Annotated in this window: 21 protein-coding genes; 18 read left to right on the top strand and 3 right to left on the bottom strand. The window is 62.4% G+C overall.

Going from position 1 to position 19,912, the window contains the following annotated elements; translation table 11 throughout:
* From AAZU54_RS10350 to AAZU54_RS10320, 7 genes are all read left to right on the top strand, one after another.
* Positions 1 to 318: an urease subunit beta gene (locus AAZU54_RS10350; RefSeq protein ID WP_186556982.1), complete on the top strand. Its 318-nt coding sequence runs from the start codon at positions 1 to 3 to the stop codon at positions 316 to 318.
* Positions 315 to 2,018, top strand: a complete 1,704-nt coding sequence (gene ureC / locus AAZU54_RS10345) for an urease subunit alpha (RefSeq protein ID WP_312155683.1) — start codon at positions 315 to 317, stop codon at positions 2,016 to 2,018. The genes AAZU54_RS10350 and ureC overlap by 4 nt, the downstream gene beginning before the upstream one ends.
* Positions 2,019 to 2,028: 10 nt before the next feature.
* Entirely contained in the window at positions 2,029 to 2,514 is a 486-nt protein-coding gene (gene ureE / locus AAZU54_RS10340) for an urease accessory protein UreE (protein WP_434727114.1), read from the top strand.
* A 10-nt stretch (positions 2,515 to 2,524) separates the two neighbouring features.
* Positions 2,525 to 3,070, top strand: a complete 546-nt coding sequence (locus AAZU54_RS10335) for a HupE/UreJ family protein (protein ID WP_186556988.1) — start codon at positions 2,525 to 2,527, stop codon at positions 3,068 to 3,070.
* On the top strand, positions 3,070 to 3,744 hold the full coding sequence (locus AAZU54_RS10330) for an urease accessory protein UreF (protein WP_312153659.1): 675 nt from the start codon (positions 3,070 to 3,072) through the stop codon (positions 3,742 to 3,744). The genes AAZU54_RS10335 and AAZU54_RS10330 overlap by 1 nt, the downstream gene beginning before the upstream one ends.
* An 11-nt stretch (positions 3,745 to 3,755) precedes the next feature.
* On the top strand, positions 3,756 to 4,382 hold the full coding sequence (gene ureG / locus AAZU54_RS10325) for an urease accessory protein UreG (protein ID WP_186556992.1): 627 nt from the start codon (positions 3,756 to 3,758) through the stop codon (positions 4,380 to 4,382).
* 123 nt (positions 4,383 to 4,505) lie between these two features.
* A complete protein-coding gene (locus AAZU54_RS10320; RefSeq protein ID WP_186556994.1) occupies positions 4,506 to 4,706 on the top strand; it encodes a DUF1289 domain-containing protein in 201 nt (66 codons plus the stop codon).
* Positions 4,707 to 4,719: 13 nt separating this feature from the next.
* Here AAZU54_RS10320 and AAZU54_RS10315 read toward each other — a convergent pair whose 3' ends face one another.
* Positions 4,720 to 5,538 (bottom strand): helix-turn-helix domain-containing protein, encoded by an 819-nt coding sequence (locus AAZU54_RS10315; RefSeq protein ID WP_186556995.1) that lies wholly within the window; start codon positions 5,536 to 5,538, stop codon positions 4,720 to 4,722.
* A gap of 106 nt (positions 5,539 to 5,644) precedes the next feature.
* On the opposite strand from AAZU54_RS10315, the gene AAZU54_RS10310 reads away from it, so the two are divergent.
* Positions 5,645 to 5,959 (top strand): DUF2834 domain-containing protein, encoded by a 315-nt coding sequence (locus tag AAZU54_RS10310; protein ID WP_186556997.1) that lies wholly within the window; start codon positions 5,645 to 5,647, stop codon positions 5,957 to 5,959.
* On the top strand, positions 5,956 to 6,384 hold the full coding sequence (locus AAZU54_RS10305; RefSeq protein WP_186556999.1) for an MAPEG family protein: 429 nt from the start codon (positions 5,956 to 5,958) through the stop codon (positions 6,382 to 6,384). Before AAZU54_RS10310 ends, AAZU54_RS10305 begins: the two co-directional genes overlap by 4 nt.
* Positions 6,385 to 6,410: 26 nt before the next feature.
* On the opposite strand, the gene AAZU54_RS10300 is transcribed toward AAZU54_RS10305, so the two are convergent.
* The gene (locus tag AAZU54_RS10300; protein WP_186557001.1) at positions 6,411 to 6,809 is read right to left on the bottom strand and encodes a hypothetical protein; all 399 of its coding nucleotides are present in this window, start codon (positions 6,807 to 6,809) and stop codon (positions 6,411 to 6,413) included.
* Positions 6,810 to 7,042: 233 nt separating this feature from the next.
* Here AAZU54_RS10300 and AAZU54_RS10295 point away from each other — a divergent pair, with 233 nt between their 5' ends.
* The 7 genes from AAZU54_RS10295 (at position 7,043) to tcuB (ending at position 16,233) form a co-directional block, all read left to right on the top strand.
* On the top strand, positions 7,043 to 7,564 hold the full coding sequence (locus tag AAZU54_RS10295) for a sigma-70 family RNA polymerase sigma factor (RefSeq protein ID WP_186557003.1): 522 nt from the start codon (positions 7,043 to 7,045) through the stop codon (positions 7,562 to 7,564).
* A complete protein-coding gene (locus AAZU54_RS10290; protein WP_434727113.1) occupies positions 7,561 to 8,520 on the top strand; it encodes a FecR domain-containing protein in 960 nt (319 codons plus the stop codon). The genes AAZU54_RS10295 and AAZU54_RS10290 overlap by 4 nt, the downstream gene beginning before the upstream one ends.
* A gap of 130 nt (positions 8,521 to 8,650) precedes the next feature.
* Positions 8,651 to 11,131, top strand: coding sequence for a TonB-dependent siderophore receptor (locus AAZU54_RS10285; RefSeq protein WP_434727112.1), 2,481 nt, complete (start codon positions 8,651 to 8,653; stop codon positions 11,129 to 11,131).
* 309 nt (positions 11,132 to 11,440) lie between these two features.
* Positions 11,441 to 12,415, top strand: coding sequence for a D-2-hydroxyacid dehydrogenase family protein (locus AAZU54_RS10280; RefSeq protein ID WP_434727111.1), 975 nt, complete (start codon positions 11,441 to 11,443; stop codon positions 12,413 to 12,415).
* A gap of 137 nt (positions 12,416 to 12,552) precedes the next feature.
* Positions 12,553 to 13,473, top strand: coding sequence for a LysR family transcriptional regulator (locus AAZU54_RS10275; RefSeq protein WP_368971962.1), 921 nt, complete (start codon positions 12,553 to 12,555; stop codon positions 13,471 to 13,473).
* Between the two features lie 143 nt (positions 13,474 to 13,616).
* On the top strand, positions 13,617 to 15,071 hold the full coding sequence (tcuA, locus tag AAZU54_RS10270) for an FAD-dependent tricarballylate dehydrogenase TcuA (protein WP_405129520.1): 1,455 nt from the start codon (positions 13,617 to 13,619) through the stop codon (positions 15,069 to 15,071).
* Complete coding sequence (gene tcuB / locus AAZU54_RS10265) at positions 15,052 to 16,233, top strand: tricarballylate utilization 4Fe-4S protein TcuB (protein WP_186557012.1); 1,182 nt, start codon at positions 15,052 to 15,054, stop codon at positions 16,231 to 16,233. Before tcuA ends, tcuB begins: the two co-directional genes overlap by 20 nt.
* Positions 16,234 to 16,293: 60 nt before the next feature.
* On the opposite strand, the gene AAZU54_RS10260 is transcribed toward tcuB, so the two are convergent.
* Positions 16,294 to 17,187, bottom strand: coding sequence for a LysR family transcriptional regulator (locus AAZU54_RS10260; RefSeq protein ID WP_186557014.1), 894 nt, complete (start codon positions 17,185 to 17,187; stop codon positions 16,294 to 16,296).
* 147 nt (positions 17,188 to 17,334) lie between these two features.
* Here AAZU54_RS10260 and AAZU54_RS10255 point away from each other — a divergent pair, with 147 nt between their 5' ends.
* Both AAZU54_RS10255 and dctA read left to right on the top strand, forming a co-directional pair.
* Positions 17,335 to 18,414 carry a 4-oxalomesaconate tautomerase gene (locus tag AAZU54_RS10255; protein WP_186557016.1) on the top strand — a complete coding sequence of 360 codons (1,080 nt, stop codon included), beginning with the start codon at positions 17,335 to 17,337 and terminating at the stop codon, positions 18,412 to 18,414.
* 62 nt (positions 18,415 to 18,476) lie between these two features.
* Positions 18,477 to 19,790 carry a C4-dicarboxylate transporter DctA gene (gene dctA, locus AAZU54_RS10250; RefSeq protein WP_434727110.1) on the top strand — a complete coding sequence of 438 codons (1,314 nt, stop codon included), beginning with the start codon at positions 18,477 to 18,479 and terminating at the stop codon, positions 19,788 to 19,790.
* The last annotated feature ends 122 nt before the right edge of the window (positions 19,791 to 19,912 follow it).

The raw sequence follows: 19,912 nt of genomic DNA, 5'->3' as shown, positions 1-19,912 counted from the left end.
ATGATCCCCGGAGAAATCCAGGTCGCCGCCGGCGATATCGAACTCAATGTAGGCCGTGCCACGGTCAGCGTCAGCGTCGCCAACCATGGCGACCGACCGGTGCAGGTCGGTTCGCACTACCACTTCTATGAAGTCAACGACGCGCTGGTGTTCGAGCGTGAGCCGACCCTCGGCTTTCGCCTGGACATACCGGCCGGCACCGCGGTGCGCTTCGAACCTGGCCAGGCGCGCACCGTGCAGTTGGTGGCCTACGCTGGCAAGCGAGAGGTGTATGGCTTCCAGGGCAAGGTGATGGGCGCGCTGGAGGGCAGGCTATGAGCCGAATATCCCGCCAGGCCTATGCCGACATGTTCGGCCCCACCGTGGGCGATCGGGTGCGCCTGGCCGACACCGCGCTGTGGGTGGAAGTGGAGAAGGACTTCACCATTTATGGCGAGGAGGTCAAGTTCGGCGGCGGCAAGGTCATCCGCGATGGCATGGGCCAGGGCCAGATGCTGGCGGGCGAGGCGATGGACCTGGTGCTGACCAACGCGCTGATCATCGACCACTGGGGCATCGTCAAGGCCGACATCGGCGTCAAGCAGGGTCGCATCGCCGCGATCGGCAAGGCAGGCAACCCGGATGTGCAGCCCGGCGTCACGGTGCCGGTTGGGCCCGGCACCGAGGTGATTGCCGCCGAGGGCAAGATCGTCACCGCCGGTGGCATCGACTCGCATATCCACTTCATCTGCCCGCAGCAGGTCGAAGAGGCATTGACCAGTGGCGTCACCACCTTCATCGGTGGCGGCACGGGGCCGGCGACCGGCACCAATGCCACCACCTGCACGCCGGGTCCGTGGTACCTGGCGCGCATGCTGCAGGCGGCCGATTGCCTGCCGATCAACATCGGCCTGTTGGGCAAGGGCAACGCCTCGCGCCCCGAAGCGCTGCGCGAGCAGATTGCCGCAGGTGCGGTTGGCCTGAAACTGCATGAGGACTGGGGCTCGACTCCGGCGGCCATCGACTGTTGCCTGGGCGTGGCCGAGGAGATGGACATCCAGGTGGCGATCCACACCGACACCCTCAACGAGTCGGGCTGCATCGAAGACACCTTGGCGGCGATTGGCGATCGCACCATCCATACCTTCCACACCGAAGGCGCCGGTGGCGGGCATGCGCCCGATATCATTCGTGCGGCGGGGCAGGCCAACGTGCTGCCGTCCTCGACCAACCCGACCTTGCCCTACACCGTCAATACGGTCGATGAGCACCTGGACATGCTCATGGTCTGCCACCACCTGGACCCGAGCATCGCCGAAGACGTGGCCTTCGCCGAGTCGCGCATCCGCCGCGAGACGATTGCCGCCGAAGACATCCTGCATGACATGGGCGCCTTCGCCATGACCTCGTCCGACTCCCAAGCCATGGGCCGGGTCGGTGAAGTGGTGCTGCGCACCTGGCAGGTGGCGCACCAGATGAAGCTGCGTCGCGGCCCGCTGGCGCCAGACAGCGACTACAGCGACAACTTCCGGGTCAAGCGCTACATCGCCAAGTACACCATCAACCCGGCGCTGACCCATGGCATTGCCCATGAAGTCGGTTCGGTCGAGGTCGGCAAGCTGGCTGACCTGGTGCTGTGGGCGCCGGCGTTCTTTGCGGTCAAGCCGGCCCTGGTGATCAAAGGCGGGATGATCGTCACCGCGCCGATGGGCGATATCAACGGCTCGATCCCCACCCCGCAGCCCGTGCATTACCGGCCAATGTTCGGCGCCATGGGCGCCGCACGGCATGCCACGCGCATGACCTTCCTGCCCCAGGCGGCGATCGACCGTGGCCTGGCCGAGCAGCTCAACCTGCGCAGCCTGATCGGCGTCGCCCACGGCTGTCGCCGGGTGCGCAAGGCGCACATGCTGCACAACACCTTGCAGCCTGTCATCGAAGTCGATGCGCAAACCTACCAGGTGCGCGCCGACGGCGAGTTGCTGGTTTGCGAACCGGCCCGCGAATTGCCGCTGGCCCAGCGTTATTTTCTGTTTTGAAGGAGCAAGCATGATTGTCCTGACCCGACGCATCGCCGATGCCGCGACGGTGACCGCTAGCGTCACCTTGGATGTCGACAGCCGTATCAAGAGTCGCCTGCGCGTCACCCTCGACGATGGCCGCGAGGCCGGGCTGATGCTCGAACGCGGTCATCTGCTGCGCGGTGGCGAGCTGCTCGCTGACGCCGACGGCAGCCAGGTAGTGCGCGTGCTGGCCGCCCCAGAGGCGGTATCCACGGTGCGCTGCAGCGACCCTTTGCTGCTGGCCCGCGCCGCCTATCACCTGGGCAACCGCCATGTGCCACTGCAGATCGAAGCCGGGCTGCTGCGCTATCAGCATGACTATGTGCTCGATGACATGGTGCGCGGCCTTGGCCTGCGCGTGGACGCCGAGCAGGCGCCATTCGAACCGGAAGCGGGTGCCTACCAGAGCGCTCCGCATAGCCACAGCCATGGCAACGATCATCCGTTCGTGCGCCTGCCTGCCCATTCCTGAGGAAACATCAATGAAAAAAAGCCTTGCCCTGTTGTTGCTGCTGGTCGCCGTACCGGCTTTCGCCCACCCTGGCCACGACAGCAACCCGCTGCACGATGGCTTGCTGCATCCGCTGACGGGCCTCGATCACTTGTTGATGCTGCTGGGTACCGGCGTGCTGGCGGCACTGACCCGGCGCAGCCTGGCCTTGCCGCTGGCGACCTTGGCGGCGATGTTCGCAGGCGCGGTGCTGGGGCATCTGTTCGGTGATGTGCTGGGGATGGAAAGCATGATCATCGGCTCGCTGCTGGTGGCGGCCGCGGCGCTGCTGGTGCCAGGTCGGCAGCTGTTGCTGGCGTTGGCTATGCCGATCTTCGCCTTGTTCCATGGCTGGGCCCACGGTGTCGAAGCGACCCCGAGTGCGTTCTGGCTGTTCAGTGCAGGCTTTGTCACCGTCAGCGGCCTGTTGTTGGCGGCAGGCTTTGCCGTAGGTTGCCTGCTGCGTCGCCATAGCGGTTTGCAGAAGGCCTTCGGCGGCGGCCTGCTGGCCGGCGCTGCGCTGGTCGTGGCCGGTTGATGAGCAGCGACCTGGCGCTGCTGCGCCTGCTGCAGCTGGCCAGCCCCGGCTTGCCGGTGGGCGGCTTTACCTATTCGCAAGGGCTGGAGTGGGCGGTCGAGGCTGGCTGGGTGAGCAACATTGCCAGCTTTTGTGACTGGCAGCGAGAGCAGTTGCACGACACCCTCGGCTACCTCGACTGGCCGCTGCTGGCGCGCTTGTACCATGCCTGCCAGGCCAATGACGCCCAAGCCTTCGGGCGCTGGAGCCAGTTCTTGCTGGCCAACCGCGAGACCGCCGAGCTGCGCCTTGAGGAGCGCCAGCGCGGATATGCCCTGGCGCGGATGCTCGACGGCTGGCAGCTGGGCCAAGACCCGGCCTGGCGAGCGAGCCTTGAGCTTAGCCAGCTAGGCGGTATGGCCTGGCTGGCCGTGCACTGGTCGATCCCGTTACGCCAGCTAGCCCTGGGCCTGGGCTTTGCCTGGCTGGAAGGGGCGGTGATGGCTGGGGTCAAGCTGGTGCCGTTCGGCCAGCAGGCCGCCCAGACCCTGCTGCGCGACCTCGGCGAAGCGCTGCCCGCAGTGCTCGACCAGGCCTTGAGCCTGAGCGACGAGCAACTCGGTGGCGGCTTGCCGCTGCTGGCAATTGCCTCGTCGCGACATGAAACCCAATACACCCGTTTGTTCCGTTCTTGAGGACTGCCTTCATGCAAAGCTATCAGCAACCCCTGCGCGTCGGTGTCGGCGGCCCGGTAGGATCCGGCAAGACCGCGCTGCTCGAAGCGCTGTGCAAGGCCATGCGCGATCACTACCAGATCGCCGTGGTGACCAATGACATCTACACCAAGGAAGACCAGCGCATTCTTACCGAGGCCGGTGCCCTTGAGCCTGAGCGTATCGTCGGGGTAGAGACCGGCGGCTGCCCGCACACCGCGATTCGCGAGGATGCCTCGATGAACCTGGCCGCAGTGGAGGCCTTGGCGCGCAAGTTCGGCAACCTTGAGGTGATCTTCGTCGAGAGCGGCGGTGACAACCTCAGTGCCACCTTCAGCCCGGAGCTGGCGGACCTGACCATCTACGTGATCGACGTTGCCGAGGGTGAGAAGATCCCGCGTAAAGGTGGCCCGGGGATTACCAAGTCGGACTTCCTGGTAATCAACAAGACCGACCTGGCGCCGTATGTTGGCGCTTCGTTGGAAGTGATGGAGCGTGATACCCAGCGCATGCGCCCGCAGCGGCCTTGGACCTTCAGTAACCTGAAGAAGGGCGAGGGGTTGCAGGCGGTGATCGATTTCATCGTCGAGCGCGGGATGCTGGGGGTCAGAAGTTCTTGACGTCGCAGTGCCATGGCTGACCACCAGTCGCCCTCATCGCTGTGACGTGTCCTGCGATGAGGGGCGACAGCCCCCGCAGCAACGCGCTTGAGGTATGATCTGCGCCCGCTCAGGAGCAAGCCCATGGCCAAAGACATCGACAACCCCTGCGTCTCGCTGTGCCAGCTCAACAGCGAGCTGTGCGTGAGCTGTGGTCGAAGCCGGGACGAGATCCGCAAATGGCGTGCAATGAAACGCCCGGAAAAGATGGCCACCGTGCAGCGAGCGGCTGTGCGGTTGAAAGCCATCGTCAAGAAAAACGCCAAGCGCCAGCCGAGCGAATGACCTTGGGCTGTGCCTAACCTGCCGCCGCCGACCACTGCGCGTACGCCGCCGTCATCACCTGCCAGGTTTGCCGGTCGGCAGGGATCAGATGTTCGATACGCAGCGACGCCACGCTGATGTCCAGCGGCATGCCGAAGGTGGTAAAAGTCGACAGGAAATTGAGCTCGCTTTGCCCGCTGCGCACTCGGGTCAACACCACCGGGGAGAGTGCCGGGCTCAGCGGCAGATCGGTTGGCCCAGGCAGCTTGCGCAACAGCTCAGCCAACTCAGGATTGCTGAAGGCTTCCCGGGCCGCGCGTTGCCAGGCAATTGCGCGTATCTCATCGGCATTGACCAGGTGGTCGCCCAGGCCACCGGGGCGCAGCAGCGTGTCGAGCAGATTCAGGCCGGACGGCTGGGTCGTCTGGACGCCGAGCATTGCCAGGAGCAAGCCGGCACTGGCATTGGCAGCGGTGATGTCCCAGTTGCTGGCGATCACCAACGCCGGTGCCGGGTTGTTGGCCTGCAGGATGTGCTCGATCGCGTCATGCACCATTGCCATCGCTGGCGCGTCGGGTGTCGAGGCCATGTAGCGCGGGGCAAAACCTGCCGCGAGAAATATCTCATTGCGTTGTTCCAGTGGAGCGTCGAGGGCTGACAGCAAAGCATGCAGCGTGCTCGGGCTGGGCTTGGCGCGGCCGGTCTCGACGCAGCTGAGGTGACGCTGGGAAATGCCAGTAATCAGCGACAGTTCGAGCTGGCTCAGCCTGGCTTGACGGCGCAGGCGCCGCAGGTGCTCACCTGCCGCTGTGGCGGTAAGCGGATGAGTCGTGAGGGAGTGGGAAGGGCTCATGGGTGCACTCTGACGGTCCTTATGTAGCGAGTCCATGACCTGTCAGGTCATTGAGCGGCGAGCAACTCTACCACTAGGGTTGCGTGCAACTCACCAGGAGAAGCACATGCGCGCGCCCTATATCGCTTTACCGCTGCTGTTGGCTTTCACGTTGTACACCGGCTGGAGCATGCTGATTGCCGATCAGTCGCTGATCGCCTTCGGCCTTGAGCTGATGGCCAGGCCCGACACTGCCCAAGTGGTCATCGATCTGTACTTGATGGCCGGGCTTGCCTGTCTCTGGATGGTCAACGACACCCGTGCCCGAGGGCAGCCTCTGCGCGGGGTGCTGCCGTACGTGCTGGTCACGATCGTGTTCGTTTCAGCAGGGCCGCTGTTGTATATCGTGGTTCGGGGCTTTTGCGCCAGGGGCAGGCAATGAACAGTGTGCTGTCTGTGTATGCCATCTGTGTGGTGGTTCTGCTGCTCAAGATGCTCGCGATCTCGTGCTATCAAGGCTATTTTCGTTTGCGCTGCAAGATCTTCACAAACCCCGAAGATGCTGCTGTTTTCCGGCGCTCGGCCGAATTCGAAGAATGCCCACAAGTCAGACGCGGCGCGAAAGCCTGGAGCAATGACCTTGAAAGCATCCCGCTGTTCATTGCGCTGGGTGGGCTGGCGGTTGCCGTTGATGCGCCTGGGGTGATGAGCCAATACTTGAGCGGGCTGTTTACCGTCGCCAGGGTCTTGCACACAGTCACTTATCTAGCGGGCGTGCAGCCATGGCGTACGGTCAGTTATGGCATGGGTGTGCTGTGTTTGCTCGGCCTGGCCGGGATGATTGTGCTCAGGGTGCTGGCGGCCTGAGCACTCAGGCTCAGGCGTGCAGGGTGTTAGCGGCGATAGTAACGGTGATGCTCTTCGTAGCGGTGGCGCATTACCCGTTCGTGGTGGCGCTCCCAATCACGATGGCGTTTGGCTTCACGGCGCGCCTGCTCCCTACGCCATTGATCCCGGCGCCAGTTGTCGCGTCGCCACTCATCGCGGCGATCGTGCCAACGGCCGTCGTGCCAGTAACGGTCGTCATGGGCCAGCAATGGCGCCGACTGCTGATCGGCGATGTCGGCCAGGCTTGACCAAGGATTGCCAGCCGACTGCGTGGCTGGCTCAACGGCTGTCAGTTGCTGGGCCAAGGCCGGCGCTTTGGGGTTGATCTGTGTTGCTGATGCCGAGCCCACTGCCGCGAAGGCGAACAGGGCCAAAAGCACCATCCGGGGGGCATTGAATTTCATGAGCAAAGACAACCTCTACGTGGCAGTTTGACGTATGCCCATCTGCTTGCGGAAAACCTGGCGAGGTGGCTGTCTACCGAGCAAATGTGCGTATCCACATAGACCGATAAATAGGCAAAAGTTCTAAGCGCCCCATGGTAAATAGCCTGCTGGGCCAATGCATGGCTATTGCAAATCACCGAGTGCACGCATGACAATAAGATTCATTACCACTCGCGAACTGTTCTATTACCATGTCCGCCACCGATCTATCCTTGCGTAGCGCCGTCAATGAGCTGTACTGCGACCATCACGGCTGGCTCAATGGCTGGCTGCGCAAGCGCCTGGGAAATGCCTTCGATGCTGCCGACCTGACCCAGGACACCTTCGTGCGAGTGCTAAAGGCGCGCAGCGCGCTGGAGATTCGCGAGCCCCGGCCGTACCTGTCACGCATTGCCAAAGGCTTGCTGATCGACTTGCTGCGTCGGCGCTCGTTAGAGCAGGCCTATCTGGATGCCTTGGCCAACCTGCCTGAAGCGCATCATCCTTCGTTGGAGGAGCAAGCGATCGTGCTGCAAGCGCTGGTCGAAATCGACCGCCTGCTGCAAGGCTTGGGGCCGAAGGTCAAGCAAGTGTTCATCCTCTCGCAATTCGATGGCCTGACCTACCCACAGATTGCCGAGCACCTGGGCATCAGCCTGCGCAGCGTCAATAACTACATGGCCAAGGCCATGGAGCATTGCTGCCTGATGCAGATCAAGATGCAACTGGCATGAGCCTCTCGCCTGCCGAGTTGCAAGCGATCAGCGTCGCCGCGCGCTGGTACGCCCGACTGCAGTCGGGCGTGGCGACCGATGCCGATCGCCGCGCCTGGAATGACTGGCTGATTGCCGACCCGGTTCATCGTCAAGCCTGGCAACGCATGGCGGCTGTGAGCGAGCAGATTGCCAGTGTGCCTGGCAGCCTGGCCGCCCCTGCCTTGCGCGGCGCCGAGCGCTCTCGGCGCCAGCTGCTTGGCAGCGTGTTAGTAGTGGTGCCGGCCACCTCACTGGGCTGGCTGGGCTGGCGCAGTGAGACCTCGCACAACCTGCTTGCCGATTTTCGTACCGCCGTGGGTGAGCGCCGCGAGTTTCGCTTGGCCGATGGCAGCTCGCTGCTACTCAACACCGATACCTCGGTAAACCTCAGGTACGACGGTCGTCAGCGGCTGCTTGAGCTGTTGTCGGGTGAGATTCTGGTGAGCACCGCCGCTGATCCTGCGCAGCGGCCGTTCAAGGTGCTCACCCGGCATGGCCAGGTGTTGGCGCTGGGGACGCGTTTTATCGTTCGCTCGCAGGCGCAGGGTGGTGAGGTGGCGGTGCTCGAGAAAGCGGTAGAAGTCAGGTCGTTCAGCGGTGCATCGACGGTGCGCGTGGAAGCCGGGCAGTCGGTAGACTTCAATGCCCGCGCGGTGACGGCGCCAAGGCGCAATGACGTGTCGGTGGGTGCTTGGCAGCAAGGCAGCATCATCGCCCTCGATCGTCCTTTGGTGCACTTGCTGGCTGATCTTTCGCGCTATCGCCCTGGCGTGCTGCGCTGTGATCCGCGGATTGCGCAATTGAAGGTGTCTGGGGCGTTCCCCATCGATGACACCGACCGCGCGCTGGCCGCGCTGGAGAGTGGTTTGTCGCTGCGGGTGACGCGCTACAGCCGGTTCTGGGTCAATGTCTCCGCGCCCACCGGGAAGTCGTAGGCAGAAGTTGAGGGCGCCGCCGCGATTGCCATCGGTTGAAAATTTTTTGTCAGCGCCTGCACTTTTCCAATCCACTGTTCGGCTCATTCCCCAGTGAGTTCATTTGATGTTCTTTTGGGGGAGGGTAGGCATGTCTGCTGTGTACAAGTGGTGTGGGCTGGCGAAAGCAGTAAAAGTTGGATTATTGGCGGCAACCACTGCCGGCGGGTGGTCGAGCGTCACCCTGGCGGCCCAGGTGCCCGCCCAGCAGCACAGTACGGTGCGCTCGTTCGATATCGCCGCGGGCAGCTTGACTGAAGTGCTCAGCCGTTTCGCCAGTGCGGCCGGGGCTGCGATTTCCTTTGACGCGCGCGACACAGATGGCCTGCATTCACCTGGGATCAAAGGCACGTTCGGCGTCAGCGAAGGCTTTGCGCGAATCCTTGGTGGCAGCGGTTTGCAAGCCGAGCCCCAGGCCAACGGCACCTTTGTCCTGCGCGCAGTGCCGGCAACGGGCTCGGCGCTGGAGCTGGGCGCCACCACGGTCAACGCCCAAGTGCTGGGTGCTACCACCGAAAACAGCGGTTCGTACACCACCGGTGCGGTGACCATCGGCAAGGGTGAACACTCGCTCAAGGAGACCCCGCAATCGGTCACGGTGATGACCCGCAAGATGCTCGATGACCAGAACCTCAACACCATCGATCAGGTCATGGAAAAGACCCCCGGCATCACCGTCTACGACTCGACCATGGGCGGCAAGTACTTCTACTCGCGCGGCTTTCGTATGTCGGGCCAGTATCAGTACGATGGTGTGCCACTGGACATGGGCAACCTCTATGTCCAGGCCGACAGCTTCAGCAGCGACATGGCCTATTACGATCGGGTCGAGGTACTGCGCGGTGCCGCCGGCATGATGAAAGGCTCCGGTGGCACTGCGGGCGGGGTGAACTTCGTGCGCAAGCGCGGCCTGGCAGTCGCGCATACCGACATCACCCTTTCTGGCGGCAGTTGGGACAACTATCGCGGCCAGGTCGACACCGGCGGCCCGCTGAATGCGTCCGGCAGCCTGCGTGGGCGGGCGGTGATCGCCGAGCAGAGCCGGCATTACTTTGTCGACGACGCCAGCCGCAAGGACCAGGTGTACTACGGCGCGCTCGACCTCGATGTCAGCCCCGACACCACGCTCGGCCTGGGCATCGCCTATGAAGATGTCGACGCCAACCCATGCTGGGGTGGCCTGCCGCGCTACAAGGATCGCAGCGACCTCAAGCTCAGCCGCTCGACCTGCCTCGACCCTTCCTGGAATACCTGGCGCAGCAAGCGCACCACAGTGTTCAGTGACCTGACCCACCAGCTCAATGACGACTGGAAGCTCAAGGTGGCCAGCGTCTATACCAAGAACACCCAGGCCATCAAATATGCCTTCGCCTCCGGAGCGGTGACGCCTGGCACCAATACTACCGGCATGCTCGGCAGCCTGTATGACTACGACCAGGTCGATTACGGCCTGGACGCTTACATCGATGGCAAATTTGCCGCGTTCGGCCAGCAACATGAACTGGTGCTGGGCATGAACGCCAGCCGCGCGAACAAGGACGATTTCTACTCGGTGGCGTTTCTGCCGCAACGGCAGAACGTATTCAACCCGGACAAGTCCATCCCTGAGCCGGATGACAGCTACTTCATCGAAAATTCGTCGCGTGGCGGCCCGGTCAAATCGGTGACCAAACAGAAGGGCGTCTATTCGACCCTGCGCTTGAAACTGGCCGATCCACTGACCGTAGTCGTGGGTGGTCGGGTGAGCTGGTACAGCTCCGACACCGATTATGACTTCCTCAACGCTGTCCCTTCGCAGCATTCCAGTACCCGCGAGACCGGCCAGGTCACGCCGTTTGCCGGCGTGCTGCTGGACCTCAACGACAACCTCACGGCCTACGCCAGCTACTCGGACATCTTCACCCCGCAGGGCAATTACCGCTCCGAAGACGGCTCGGCGCTCAAGCCGTTGGTGGGCCAGAGCTACGAGCTGGGGATCAAGGGCGCCTGGTTCGACGGTCGCCTGAACAGCGCTTTCAACCTGTTCCGCACCATCCAGAAAGATCAGGCGCAAACTGACTACAACTCTTCCTGCCCGTCCTCCGATGGATACTGTTACGTCAATGCCGGCAAGGTTCGCGCCCAAGGTTTCGAGGCCGAGATCAGCGGCGAAGTCATCGAGCGCTTGCAACTGCTCGCCGGATACACCTACACCCAGACCAAGACCCTCGACGATATCGACACCACCCTCAACGGCGCCGCGTTCAACAGCTATGTACCGCGGCATGTGTTGCGCATGTGGGGTGAATACGCCCTGACTGGCGCACTTGAACGCTTCACCCTCGGCGCCGGGGTTAATGCGCAAAGCGACAATTACCGCGTTTCGCCTTCCAGCGGTGAGAAAATCAGCCAGTCGGGCTACGCGATCTGGAACGGTCGAATCGGTTATCGGATCGATGACACCTGGTCTGTGGCCCTCAACGGCAACAACCTGTTCGACAAGCGTTACTACACCACCATTGGTACCGAGACGTTCGGCAACTACTACGGTGAGCCGCGCAACTTCATGGTATCGCTCAAGGCGAGTTTCTGAGCTGGGGTCATGGCTGTTGCAAGGTCCACGCCTGCCAGCGTTCTGAGGATGCCAGCCAATAACGCTATGGACGGCATCTGAAACTGGTATTAGATGCGCCCGCGCACGGCTGTTTAGCATCGTCGATGTCAACTGCGCCCGCCGCGTGGCCAGCGCCTGGGCAAAACTGGCGTCGGTGATCAAGGCAACGCTGTCATGTCCAAGCGCAGGCTGAATGATGCTTCACTGGTCTGTGGCGCAGGGCACTCGGCATAAGCGCCACAACTCAGCTATCGTCTGATCCTTCCATCATCGCCAGGGGCCAGCGGCATGCATATCGTCATTCCCGACGACTACCAGAATGTGATCCGTACGCTCGATTGCTTCAGTCGGTTGGCGGCTCACCACGTCACGGTGCTGCACGATCGGCAACCGGCCTCGCTGGAGGAATTGGCCATAAGGTTTGCCGATGCCGATGCGCTGGTGCTCACGCGTGAACGAACGCGCATCGATGCCGCGCTGCTGGATCGTTTGCCCAAGCTCAAGCTGATCAGCCAGACCGGCAAGCTTGCTGGTCATCTTGACCTGGCGGCATGCACGGCGTGCGGCATCGTCGTCACCGAGGGCCGCGGTTCGCCGGTAGCTCCGGCAGAACTGGCCTGGGCACTGATGCTCAATGCACGGCGTCAGCTGGTAGCGGCGCTACAGGGATTCAGGCAAGGGCAGTGGCAGGTCAACCTGGGTTCGGGGCTGGCTGGTCAGGTGCTGGGCATCTGGGGTTACGGCAAGATCGGCCAGCGGCTGGCGCGCTATGCCCAGGCGTTCGACATGCCGGTACTGGTGTGGGGCAGCGATAGCAGCCGGGCTGCGGCCGCAGCCGATGGCCACCGCGCCGCAGCTTCGCGTGAAGCCTTGTTCGCCGAGGCGGACATCCTCAGCCTCAACCTGCGCTTGGCCCAGAGCACGCGCTACATTGTCACTCTGGACGATCTTGCCAGGATGAAAACCGATGCGTTGCTGGTGAACGTCAGTCGCGCCGAACTGATTGCCCCGGGCGCGTTGCTGCAGGCATTGCAGGCCGGCCGGCCAGGTTATGCCGCAGTGGACGTTTACGAGGACGAACCGGTGCTCGACCCCGCCCACCCGTTGCTCAATCACCCGCGCGTGCTGTGCTCACCGCACCTGGGGTACGTGGAAAAGAACGGTTACGAGCTTTACTTTGGTGATGCGTTCGACAATCTCGTGGCGTTTTTTGCCGGCGCACCCAAGAACGTCGCCAATCCCGAGGCTGTGGGTCAAAGGTAGGTCTGTTACTCAACGGCAAGGCACGCAGTCAAGCCAGCTCAGGCTAGAGCTACCTGGCATGATGCATTCGAATTGGCTGACGTATCGGCAAATCCGGGCTAGCCTCTGCGCCCCCCCCAGCGGTGAAAGAGTCTTTTATGGAGTTACGTCAGCTTCGCTATTTCCTGAGCGTCCTGGAGTACGGCAGTCTTGGTAGGGCTGCGCTTGAACTTGGTGTCGGCGCCTCCGCCTTGAGCCAGCAGCTGTCGAAGCTGGAGAGCGAGTTGAGTACCCGGCTTTTGACCCGCTCGAGCACCGGCGTGTCACCGACGGCGGCGGGCCTGGCCTTCGAATACCATGCGCGCCTGGCGCTGCGTCAGGCAGAGCATGCGGTGCTTGCCGCACAAAGTGGCCGTATGAGCGGTTATGCCAGCGTGGGATTGGCACCGACTACCGCATCGATTCTTGGCTTGGCGTTGATCGACAGGATGCGCCAACGCTATCCCGACATCCGCCTGCACTTGGTGGAAATGCTGTCCGGTTACCTGGTGAATCAACTCAACGCCAGGCACCTTGACTTGGCCGTGCTGTTCCAAGCGGACGCCGGGCCTCGCCTGAATGTCCGGCCATTGCTGAACGAGCGCCTGTTCGTCCTGGTTCCTGCCGCGCTGGTCAATGCCGATTGGGGTGAGGCGCTTACTCTGGCACAGATCGCCACGCTGCCCTTGGTGATGCCCAGCACACAGCATGGTCTGCGGACTACGCTGCGTTCGATTTTCGAACGAGCAGGGCGCGAACCCCGGATCGTCTTGGAAGTCGATGGCCTGTCGCTGTTGATGGATTGCGTCTGTGCAGGTCATGCCGCCACCATTCAGCCGGGCGCAACGGTTGCCCGGGCGCATCAGGCAGGCTTACGCGTATTTTCCATCGATCAGGCGCAAGCGCAGCGACGCAATCTGATTGTCAGCTTGAGCGATGACGAACTCTCGCCGGCCGCCTTGGCTACCCGGATCGTACTGCAGGAAGTCTCGCGGGAGTTGGTGGAGCAGGGCCGCTGGCCGGGCGCTCAGTTGCTTTGACGCAGTCTTCCCCTAATCCGGGCCTTTAGAAAAACTGAATGCCTCCCCGCGGTAATCGCGTTTCGCGCCCTTGAAGCACTCTTTAGAGTCCTGGGTCACCGAAAAGCAGCCGAACATCCGGCGCTGCGTGACTTGGAGGCGAAATGATCGACGTGCTAGTCATCGGAGGGGGCAACGCCGCCCTCTGTGCCGCGCTGATGGCGCGCGAGGCTGGAGCCAGCGTGCTGCTGCTCGAGGCTGCGCCGCGCGTCTGGCGGGGTGGCAATTCTCAGCACACGCGCAATTTGCGGTGCATGCATGACGCCCCGCAGGACGTGCTGGTCGAAGCGTACCCGGAAGAGGAGTTCTGGCAGGACCTGTTGAAAGTCACCGGAGGCCAGACCGACGAAAAGCTCGCGCGCCTGGTGATTCGCGCATCCTCCAACTGCCGCGGTTGGATGCGCCGTCATGGCGTGCACTTTCAGCCATCGTTGTCTGGCGCGCTGCACACCGCACGCACCAATGCGTTTTTTATGGGCGGCGGCAAGGCGCTGATCAATGCCTACTATCGAAGCGCCGAACAACTCGGGGTACAGATCCGCTACGACACGCCCGTCGCCGATATCGAACTGCAAGACGGACGTTTCGTAGCCGGCCTTATACCGGCGCGTGAGGTCCAGGGCCGGCAACTTCCTGCCGAGCGCATCGAGGCGCGCAGTTGCGTGCTGGCTGCCGGTGGTTTCGAGTCGAACCGTCAATGGTTGCGCGAAGCCTGGGGGCAGAATGAGCGGGGGGAGTGGCCTTCGGACAATTTCCTGATCCGCGGGACGCGGTTCAATGACGGGGTCCTGTTACGCCGTCTGATCGAACAGGGCGCCGACACGATTGGTGACCCGACCCAGGCGCACATGGTAGCGATCGACGCCCGCGCACCGCTTTACGACGGCGGGATCTGCACGCGCATCGATTGTGTGTCGCTGGGTGTGGTGGTCAACCGCGATGGGCAGCGCTTCTATGATGAAGGCGAGGATTTCTGGCCCAAACGCTATGCCATCTGGGGGCGCCTGGTGGCTCATCAACCTGGCCAGGTGGGGTTCTCGATCATCGACCAGAAAGCCCTCGGCCGGTTCATGCCGCCGGTTTTTCCCGGCGCCACCGCTGATAGCCTGGAGGGGCTGGCCGGCGTGCTCGGTTTGCCTGTGCAAGCCTTCGTCCAAACCGTGCAGGCCTACAACCGTGCCTGCCAGGTGGGCACCTTCGACCACACCCGCCTGGATGATTGTCACACCCTGGGCCTGGAGCCGGGGAAAAGCCACTGGGCGCGCCCGATCGATACGCCTCCGTACTACGGCTACCCGCTGCGACCTGGGGTGACCTTCACCTACCTTGGGCTGCGCACCGATGAAACGGCAGCAGTGCATTTCAATGGGAATGCCAGCCCGAACCTGTTCGTCGCCGGCGAAATGATGGCGGGCAATGTGTTGGGCAAGGGCTACACCGCAGGTGTCGGCATGTCCATCGGCACAGCCTTCGGCCGCATCGCCGGGACCCACGCCGCTGCGGCGACAGGCCACCTTCATCCAGAACAAGAGCATAGCCATGACCGCGCAACTGCCTGAACCCTACGTGCCCGATGCCGCTCAGCCGGCCCCCGAATTGATCCCGCTGTTGACCCTTGAAGAGCAGGAGGTAGATCGGCAATTGCGCATCTGTAATGCCTGTCGCTACTGCGAGGGGTTTTGCGCAGTTTTCCCGGCGATGACCCGCAGGCTGGAGTTCAACAAGGCAGACATCCATTACCTGGCCAACCTATGCCACAACTGCGGGGCTTGCCTGCACGCCTGCCAGTACGCCCAGCCCCACGAATTCGCCGTCAACGTGCCACAGGCCATGGCCAAAGTGCGCGTGCAGACGTATGCCGAGTATGCCTGGCCAACCCTTTTCGGGCGGCTGTATCGGCGCAACGGCACGTTTGTCGCAAGCGCCTTGGCAGTGGCCTTGTCGTTATTCTTGCTGCTGACCTTGTGGGCCAACGGCACATTGCTGCCCGGTCGGTTGGCGGGAAATTTCTATGCGGTTTTCCCACACAACACCTTGGCCCTAATGTTTGGCAGTGTGTTTGCCGCTGCAGGTATTGCGCTGGCGATGGCGGTACGACGCTTCTGGCGCTCAGTCTCGCCTGCCGAGGCGTTGGCACAACCGGCCACGGCGGCGGTGATCGAGGCGTCGAGTGCTGCGCTGACCCTGAAATACCTGGACGGTGGGCATGGCAAAGGCTGCAACAATGCCGATGATCGCTTCACGCTTTGGCGCCGACGTTTCCATCATTTCACCTTCTACGGTTTCATGTTGTGCTTTGCCGCGACGCTGGTCGCCACCGGGTACCACTACCTGCTGGGCCAACAGGCGCCGTATCCGCTGCTGAGCGCGCCGGTGCTGCTGGGCACCTTGGGAGGTCTTGGCTTGATCATCGGGCCGGCCGGGTTGCTGGCGCTGAACTTGCGCAGGGCCGCTGAGCACGGCGATGTTGCCCAGCGCCCCATGGACCGGGCATTTCTCCTGCTTCTGCTGCTGGTCAGCGCCACGGGCCTCGCCTTGCTGGGCCTGCGTGATACCGCAGCGATGGCGATCCTGCTGGCGATTCACCTGGGCACGGTCATGGCGCTGTTCATCACATTGCCCTATGGCAAGTTTGCCCATGGCCTGTTCCGTAGCGCCGCGCTGCTCAAGTTCGCGATCGAGAAGCGTCGGCCCAACCCACTCGGTCTGGGCGAGGACTGAGCCATGTACGCCTTGTCCAGGGTGACTATGCCGCGCCGGGCTGCAAGCGGGGCGTTTGATTCAACGGTTGGGCCATTTGTCCAGCAGGATCGACACGAATTTTTCCGCCGCTGGCGACAGCGACGCCCCGCGCCGATAGACCAACCCCAGTGTGCGAGTCACCTGCGGTTCGATCAGCGGCACGCTGACCAAGGTCGGGTGGTCGGCGCTGGGCATGGCCAGGCTGGGCATGGCAGAGACACCCAGCCCGGCCTCGACCATACCCAGCGAGGTAGACAGGTGTTGAACCTCATAGAACCACTTGGGCCGCAAGTTGAGCCCGGAGAGCGCGTGGTCCAGCAACATCCGGTTGCCGCTCAGACGGCCGACGCCGATCAGGCGGTAGTCGGCCAGTTCTGTCCAGGTGACGGCCTCACGGGTTGCCAATGCATGGTCTCTGCGGCAGGCCAGGACGAAATGCTCCTGCACCAGGGAGACGAACTCGATGTCGGGGTGCTGGCCGCTCATCATGTTAATGCCGAAATCGGCCTCACCCCGCAGCACGGCTTCGAGCCCGTCGTTGGCGCTGAGGTCGAGCAGACGAATGCGGATCTTCGGGTACTGCTCGTTGTAATCGCGGATGACCGATGGCAGGAAGTAGAACGCGGCCGTCGGAATGCAGGCGAGTGTGACCTGACCGGTCTGGCGTTCGGCGAGTTCGCGAATGCTCAGGATCGAATCCTCGAAGTCATCCAGCAAGCGCCTGGCCTTGGGCAGAAAGTCGCGTCCCACACTGGTGAGGCTGACACGGCGGGTGGTGCGCTCCAGCAGCGAAGTACCGAGGCCCTCTTCCAGTTTCTTGATCCGCCGACTCAGGGCCGGTTGCGACAGGTGCAGCGCTTCGGCCGCTTCATGGAAGCTGCCTAGTTCGGCGATTTTCACGAAAGATCGAATGTCTTGCAGTTCATATTCCATCTGAGTTCGCTCTCCTGCGGTCAGGTTAGATTGATCTGTAAAACGCAATAATCACTACGATATTTGCATTGGAATGATTTATCCATCCCTGTCAGTCTTGTGTCTACAACATCAATGATATCCATTGATCAACAAGAGTACGAAATCATGCAACGAATTCCTTGCGTACTCATGCGCGGTGGCACCTCTAAAGGGCCTTTTTTCCATGCATGGGATCTGCCTGCCAACGTGGTTGAACGCGACGAATTGCTGATCAACCTGATGGGCTCCGGCCATGAGCTGGAAATCGACGGTATCGGTGGTGGTAGCCCGCAAACCAGCAAGGTGGCGATCGTCAGCCCGTCGCTGCATGCCGACGCCGACGTCGACTACCTGTTCGTGCAGGTCATGGTCGCCCAGCGCCGGGTCGATACCGCGCCCAACTGCGGCAACATGTTGTGCGCCGTTGGCCCGTTCGCCATCGAGCAAGGATTGGTCAAGCCGCAGGACGGCAAGACCCTGGTACGCATCCGTAATCTCAACACCGGCACCTTCGTCAACTCGCTGGTGGAAACCCCTGGTGGCATCGTGCGTTACGAAGGCCGTACGGCGATCGACGGTGTACCGGGCACTGCCGCCCCGGTGCACCTGACCTTCCTCGATGCAGTGGGTAGCAAGACCGGCAAACTGTTCCCCACTGGCCAGGCCCAGGATGTGATCGACGGGGTACCGGTGACCTGCATCGACATGGCCATGCCGATGATGATCGTCCATGCCAGCGAATTGGGCATGACCGGTTCCGAGACCCCGGCGCAGCTGGATGCCGATACCCGCCTGCTGCAACGTCTGGAGGCCCTGCGCCTGAAGGCCGGCAAGGCGATGGGATTGGGCGATGTCAGCGGCATGGTGATCCCCAAGCCCGTGCTGGTCTCGGCGCCGCGCTATGACGGCACGCTGCAGGTGCGTTACTTCATGCCTCACAACTGCCACCGGGCCTTGGCCATCACCGGTGCTATCGGCCTGGCGACTGCCTGCGTCAGCCCTGGCACGGTGATCATGGACATGCTCGGCGAGCAAGCCCAGCACTTGCAGGAAGTGCGTCTGGAGCACCCAAGCGGCGGCATTGACGTAGCGCTTTCGCGCAGCGGTGCCGATGGCAAGACGCTCCAGGCATCGGTGGTGAGAACCGCTCGTCGACTGTTTTCAGGCTTCGTCTACGCCCCAACCTTGCGCAGGCTGGCGGGTTAGGCAGGGTCGCAGCACCTCGATAACCAGCGCATCCGCACAATTTCAACAATGGGTGATGCCTCATGAAACTCGCCAAGTCACTGTATTTCCAGATCCTCTGCGCCGTCCTGCTGGGCGTGGTGGTCGGTCACTTCTGGGCGCAACAAGCCGTTGCGCTAAAGCCACTGGGTGATGCCTTCATCAAGCTGATCAAGATGATGATCGCCCCTGTGGTGTTCTGCACCATTGTCACCGGCATCGCCGGGATGACTGACAAACGCTCGCTGGGGCGGTTGATGAGCAAGACCTTGCTGCTGTTCCTGGTACTGACCGTGGTCAGTCTGGTGATCGGCCTGGGCGCGGTATACCTGTTCCGCCCGGGTGTCGGCATGAACATCGACCCGGCCACCCTCAGCACGGCCGGCCTGGACCAGTATGCCGCGTCTGCGGCGAAGCTCAGCGTGGTCGATTTTTTCATGCACATCATCCCGGATACCTTCATCGGGGCGTTCAACAAGGGTGAAGTGCTGCCGGTGCTGTTCATCGCGTTGCTCAGTGGTTTCGCCCTGTCATCGATGGGCGAGAAGGGCAGGCCGGTACTCGATGTACTTGAGTCGGCCTCGACCATGGTGTTTCGCATCTTCGGCTATCTGATGCGCTTCGCCCCGATCGGCGCCTTCGGTGCGCTGGCCTTCACTGTCGGGCAGTACGGCGTAACCTCGCTGGGGGCATTGGCCAAGCTGGTCGGTACGCTCTACATCGCCTGCGCGTTTTTCGTGCTGGTGGTGCTCGGGGGTATCTGCCGTGCGCACGGCTTCAGCCTGTGGAAGCTGCTGCGCTATTTTCGCGAAGAGTTTCTGGTGGTGCTCGGCACCTCGTCGACCGAGCCGGTTCTGCCGCGCATGCTGGAAAAACTGGAGAAGCTTGGCTGCAAGAAAGGTGTAGTAGGGCTGGTGCTGCCAACAGGCTACTCGTTCAACCTTGACGGTACTGCCATCTACCTGTCGCTGGCTGCGGTGTTCATCGCCCAGGCCTGCAACATCGATCTGACCCTCGGCCAGACGGTGACGATGCTGGCGATCATGCTGTTGTCCTCCAAAGGCGCAGCAGGTGTGACCGGCAGTGGTTTCGTGGCTCTGGCCTCGACCCTGACGGTCATTCACGACATACCGCTGGCAGGGCTGGCCTTGCTGATCGGTATCGATCGCTTCATGTCCGAGGCGCGCGCCTTGACCAGCCTGGCCAGCAATGCCGTGGCCACTGTGGTCATTTCACTGTCGGAAAACGCCTGCGAACGGGAAACCTTGCTCAGTCGCTTGAACGGTACCCCGGTGGCCCCGCCCGAGCTGGACACGGCGCAGGTCGACTGGTCTGCCGAACCACGGCAGCACAGCTGAAAAGCACTTGTATCTCCCATCGTTGACTTAAAATCCCACTCAACATCCCAGCGATGTCGAGTGGGGTAGGGGGCCGTCTGCCTTGCCGATGGCCGCAATAGAATAACAACAAGAGAAAAGAC

The sequence above is a fragment of the Pseudomonas sp. Je.1.5.c genome (assembly GCF_051129895.1).
In the GTDB taxonomy this organism is placed as follows: domain Bacteria; phylum Pseudomonadota; class Gammaproteobacteria; order Pseudomonadales; family Pseudomonadaceae; genus Aquipseudomonas; species Aquipseudomonas urmiensis.
Note: the sequence above shows the minus strand (reverse complement) of the source record. Positions and strands in the feature narration are given on the sequence as shown.

Coding starts and splice junctions, on each gene's coding strand:
- AAZU54_RS10295 (WP_186557003.1), top strand. CDS start 7,043: ATGTCCGCCACCGATCTATCCTTGCGTAGCGCCGTCAATGAGCTGTAC.
- AAZU54_RS10335 (WP_186556988.1), top strand. CDS start 2,525: ATGAAAAAAAGCCTTGCCCTGTTGTTGCTGCTGGTCGCCGTACCGGCT.
- tcuB (WP_186557012.1), top strand. CDS start 15,052: ATGACCGCGCAACTGCCTGAACCCTACGTGCCCGATGCCGCTCAGCCG.
- dctA (WP_434727110.1), top strand. CDS start 18,477: ATGAAACTCGCCAAGTCACTGTATTTCCAGATCCTCTGCGCCGTCCTG.
- AAZU54_RS10315 (WP_186556995.1), bottom strand. CDS start 5,538: ATGAGCCCTTCCCACTCCCTCACGACTCATCCGCTTACCGCCACAGCG.
- AAZU54_RS10305 (WP_186556999.1), top strand. CDS start 5,956: ATGAACAGTGTGCTGTCTGTGTATGCCATCTGTGTGGTGGTTCTGCTG.
- AAZU54_RS10275 (WP_368971962.1), top strand. CDS start 12,553: ATGGAGTTACGTCAGCTTCGCTATTTCCTGAGCGTCCTGGAGTACGGC.
- ureE (WP_434727114.1), top strand. CDS start 2,029: ATGATTGTCCTGACCCGACGCATCGCCGATGCCGCGACGGTGACCGCT.
- AAZU54_RS10260 (WP_186557014.1), bottom strand. CDS start 17,187: ATGGAATATGAACTGCAAGACATTCGATCTTTCGTGAAAATCGCCGAA.
- tcuA (WP_405129520.1), top strand. CDS start 13,617: ATGATCGACGTGCTAGTCATCGGAGGGGGCAACGCCGCCCTCTGTGCC.
- AAZU54_RS10350 (WP_186556982.1), top strand. CDS start 1: ATGATCCCCGGAGAAATCCAGGTCGCCGCCGGCGATATCGAACTCAAT.
- ureG (WP_186556992.1), top strand. CDS start 3,756: ATGCAAAGCTATCAGCAACCCCTGCGCGTCGGTGTCGGCGGCCCGGTA.
- AAZU54_RS10255 (WP_186557016.1), top strand. CDS start 17,335: ATGCAACGAATTCCTTGCGTACTCATGCGCGGTGGCACCTCTAAAGGG.
- AAZU54_RS10285 (WP_434727112.1), top strand. CDS start 8,651: ATGTCTGCTGTGTACAAGTGGTGTGGGCTGGCGAAAGCAGTAAAAGTT.
- AAZU54_RS10330 (WP_312153659.1), top strand. CDS start 3,070: ATGAGCAGCGACCTGGCGCTGCTGCGCCTGCTGCAGCTGGCCAGCCCC.
- AAZU54_RS10320 (WP_186556994.1), top strand. CDS start 4,506: ATGGCCAAAGACATCGACAACCCCTGCGTCTCGCTGTGCCAGCTCAAC.
- ureC (WP_312155683.1), top strand. CDS start 315: ATGAGCCGAATATCCCGCCAGGCCTATGCCGACATGTTCGGCCCCACC.
- AAZU54_RS10280 (WP_434727111.1), top strand. CDS start 11,441: ATGCATATCGTCATTCCCGACGACTACCAGAATGTGATCCGTACGCTC.
- AAZU54_RS10310 (WP_186556997.1), top strand. CDS start 5,645: ATGCGCGCGCCCTATATCGCTTTACCGCTGCTGTTGGCTTTCACGTTG.
- AAZU54_RS10290 (WP_434727113.1), top strand. CDS start 7,561: ATGAGCCTCTCGCCTGCCGAGTTGCAAGCGATCAGCGTCGCCGCGCGC.
- AAZU54_RS10300 (WP_186557001.1), bottom strand. CDS start 6,809: ATGAAATTCAATGCCCCCCGGATGGTGCTTTTGGCCCTGTTCGCCTTC.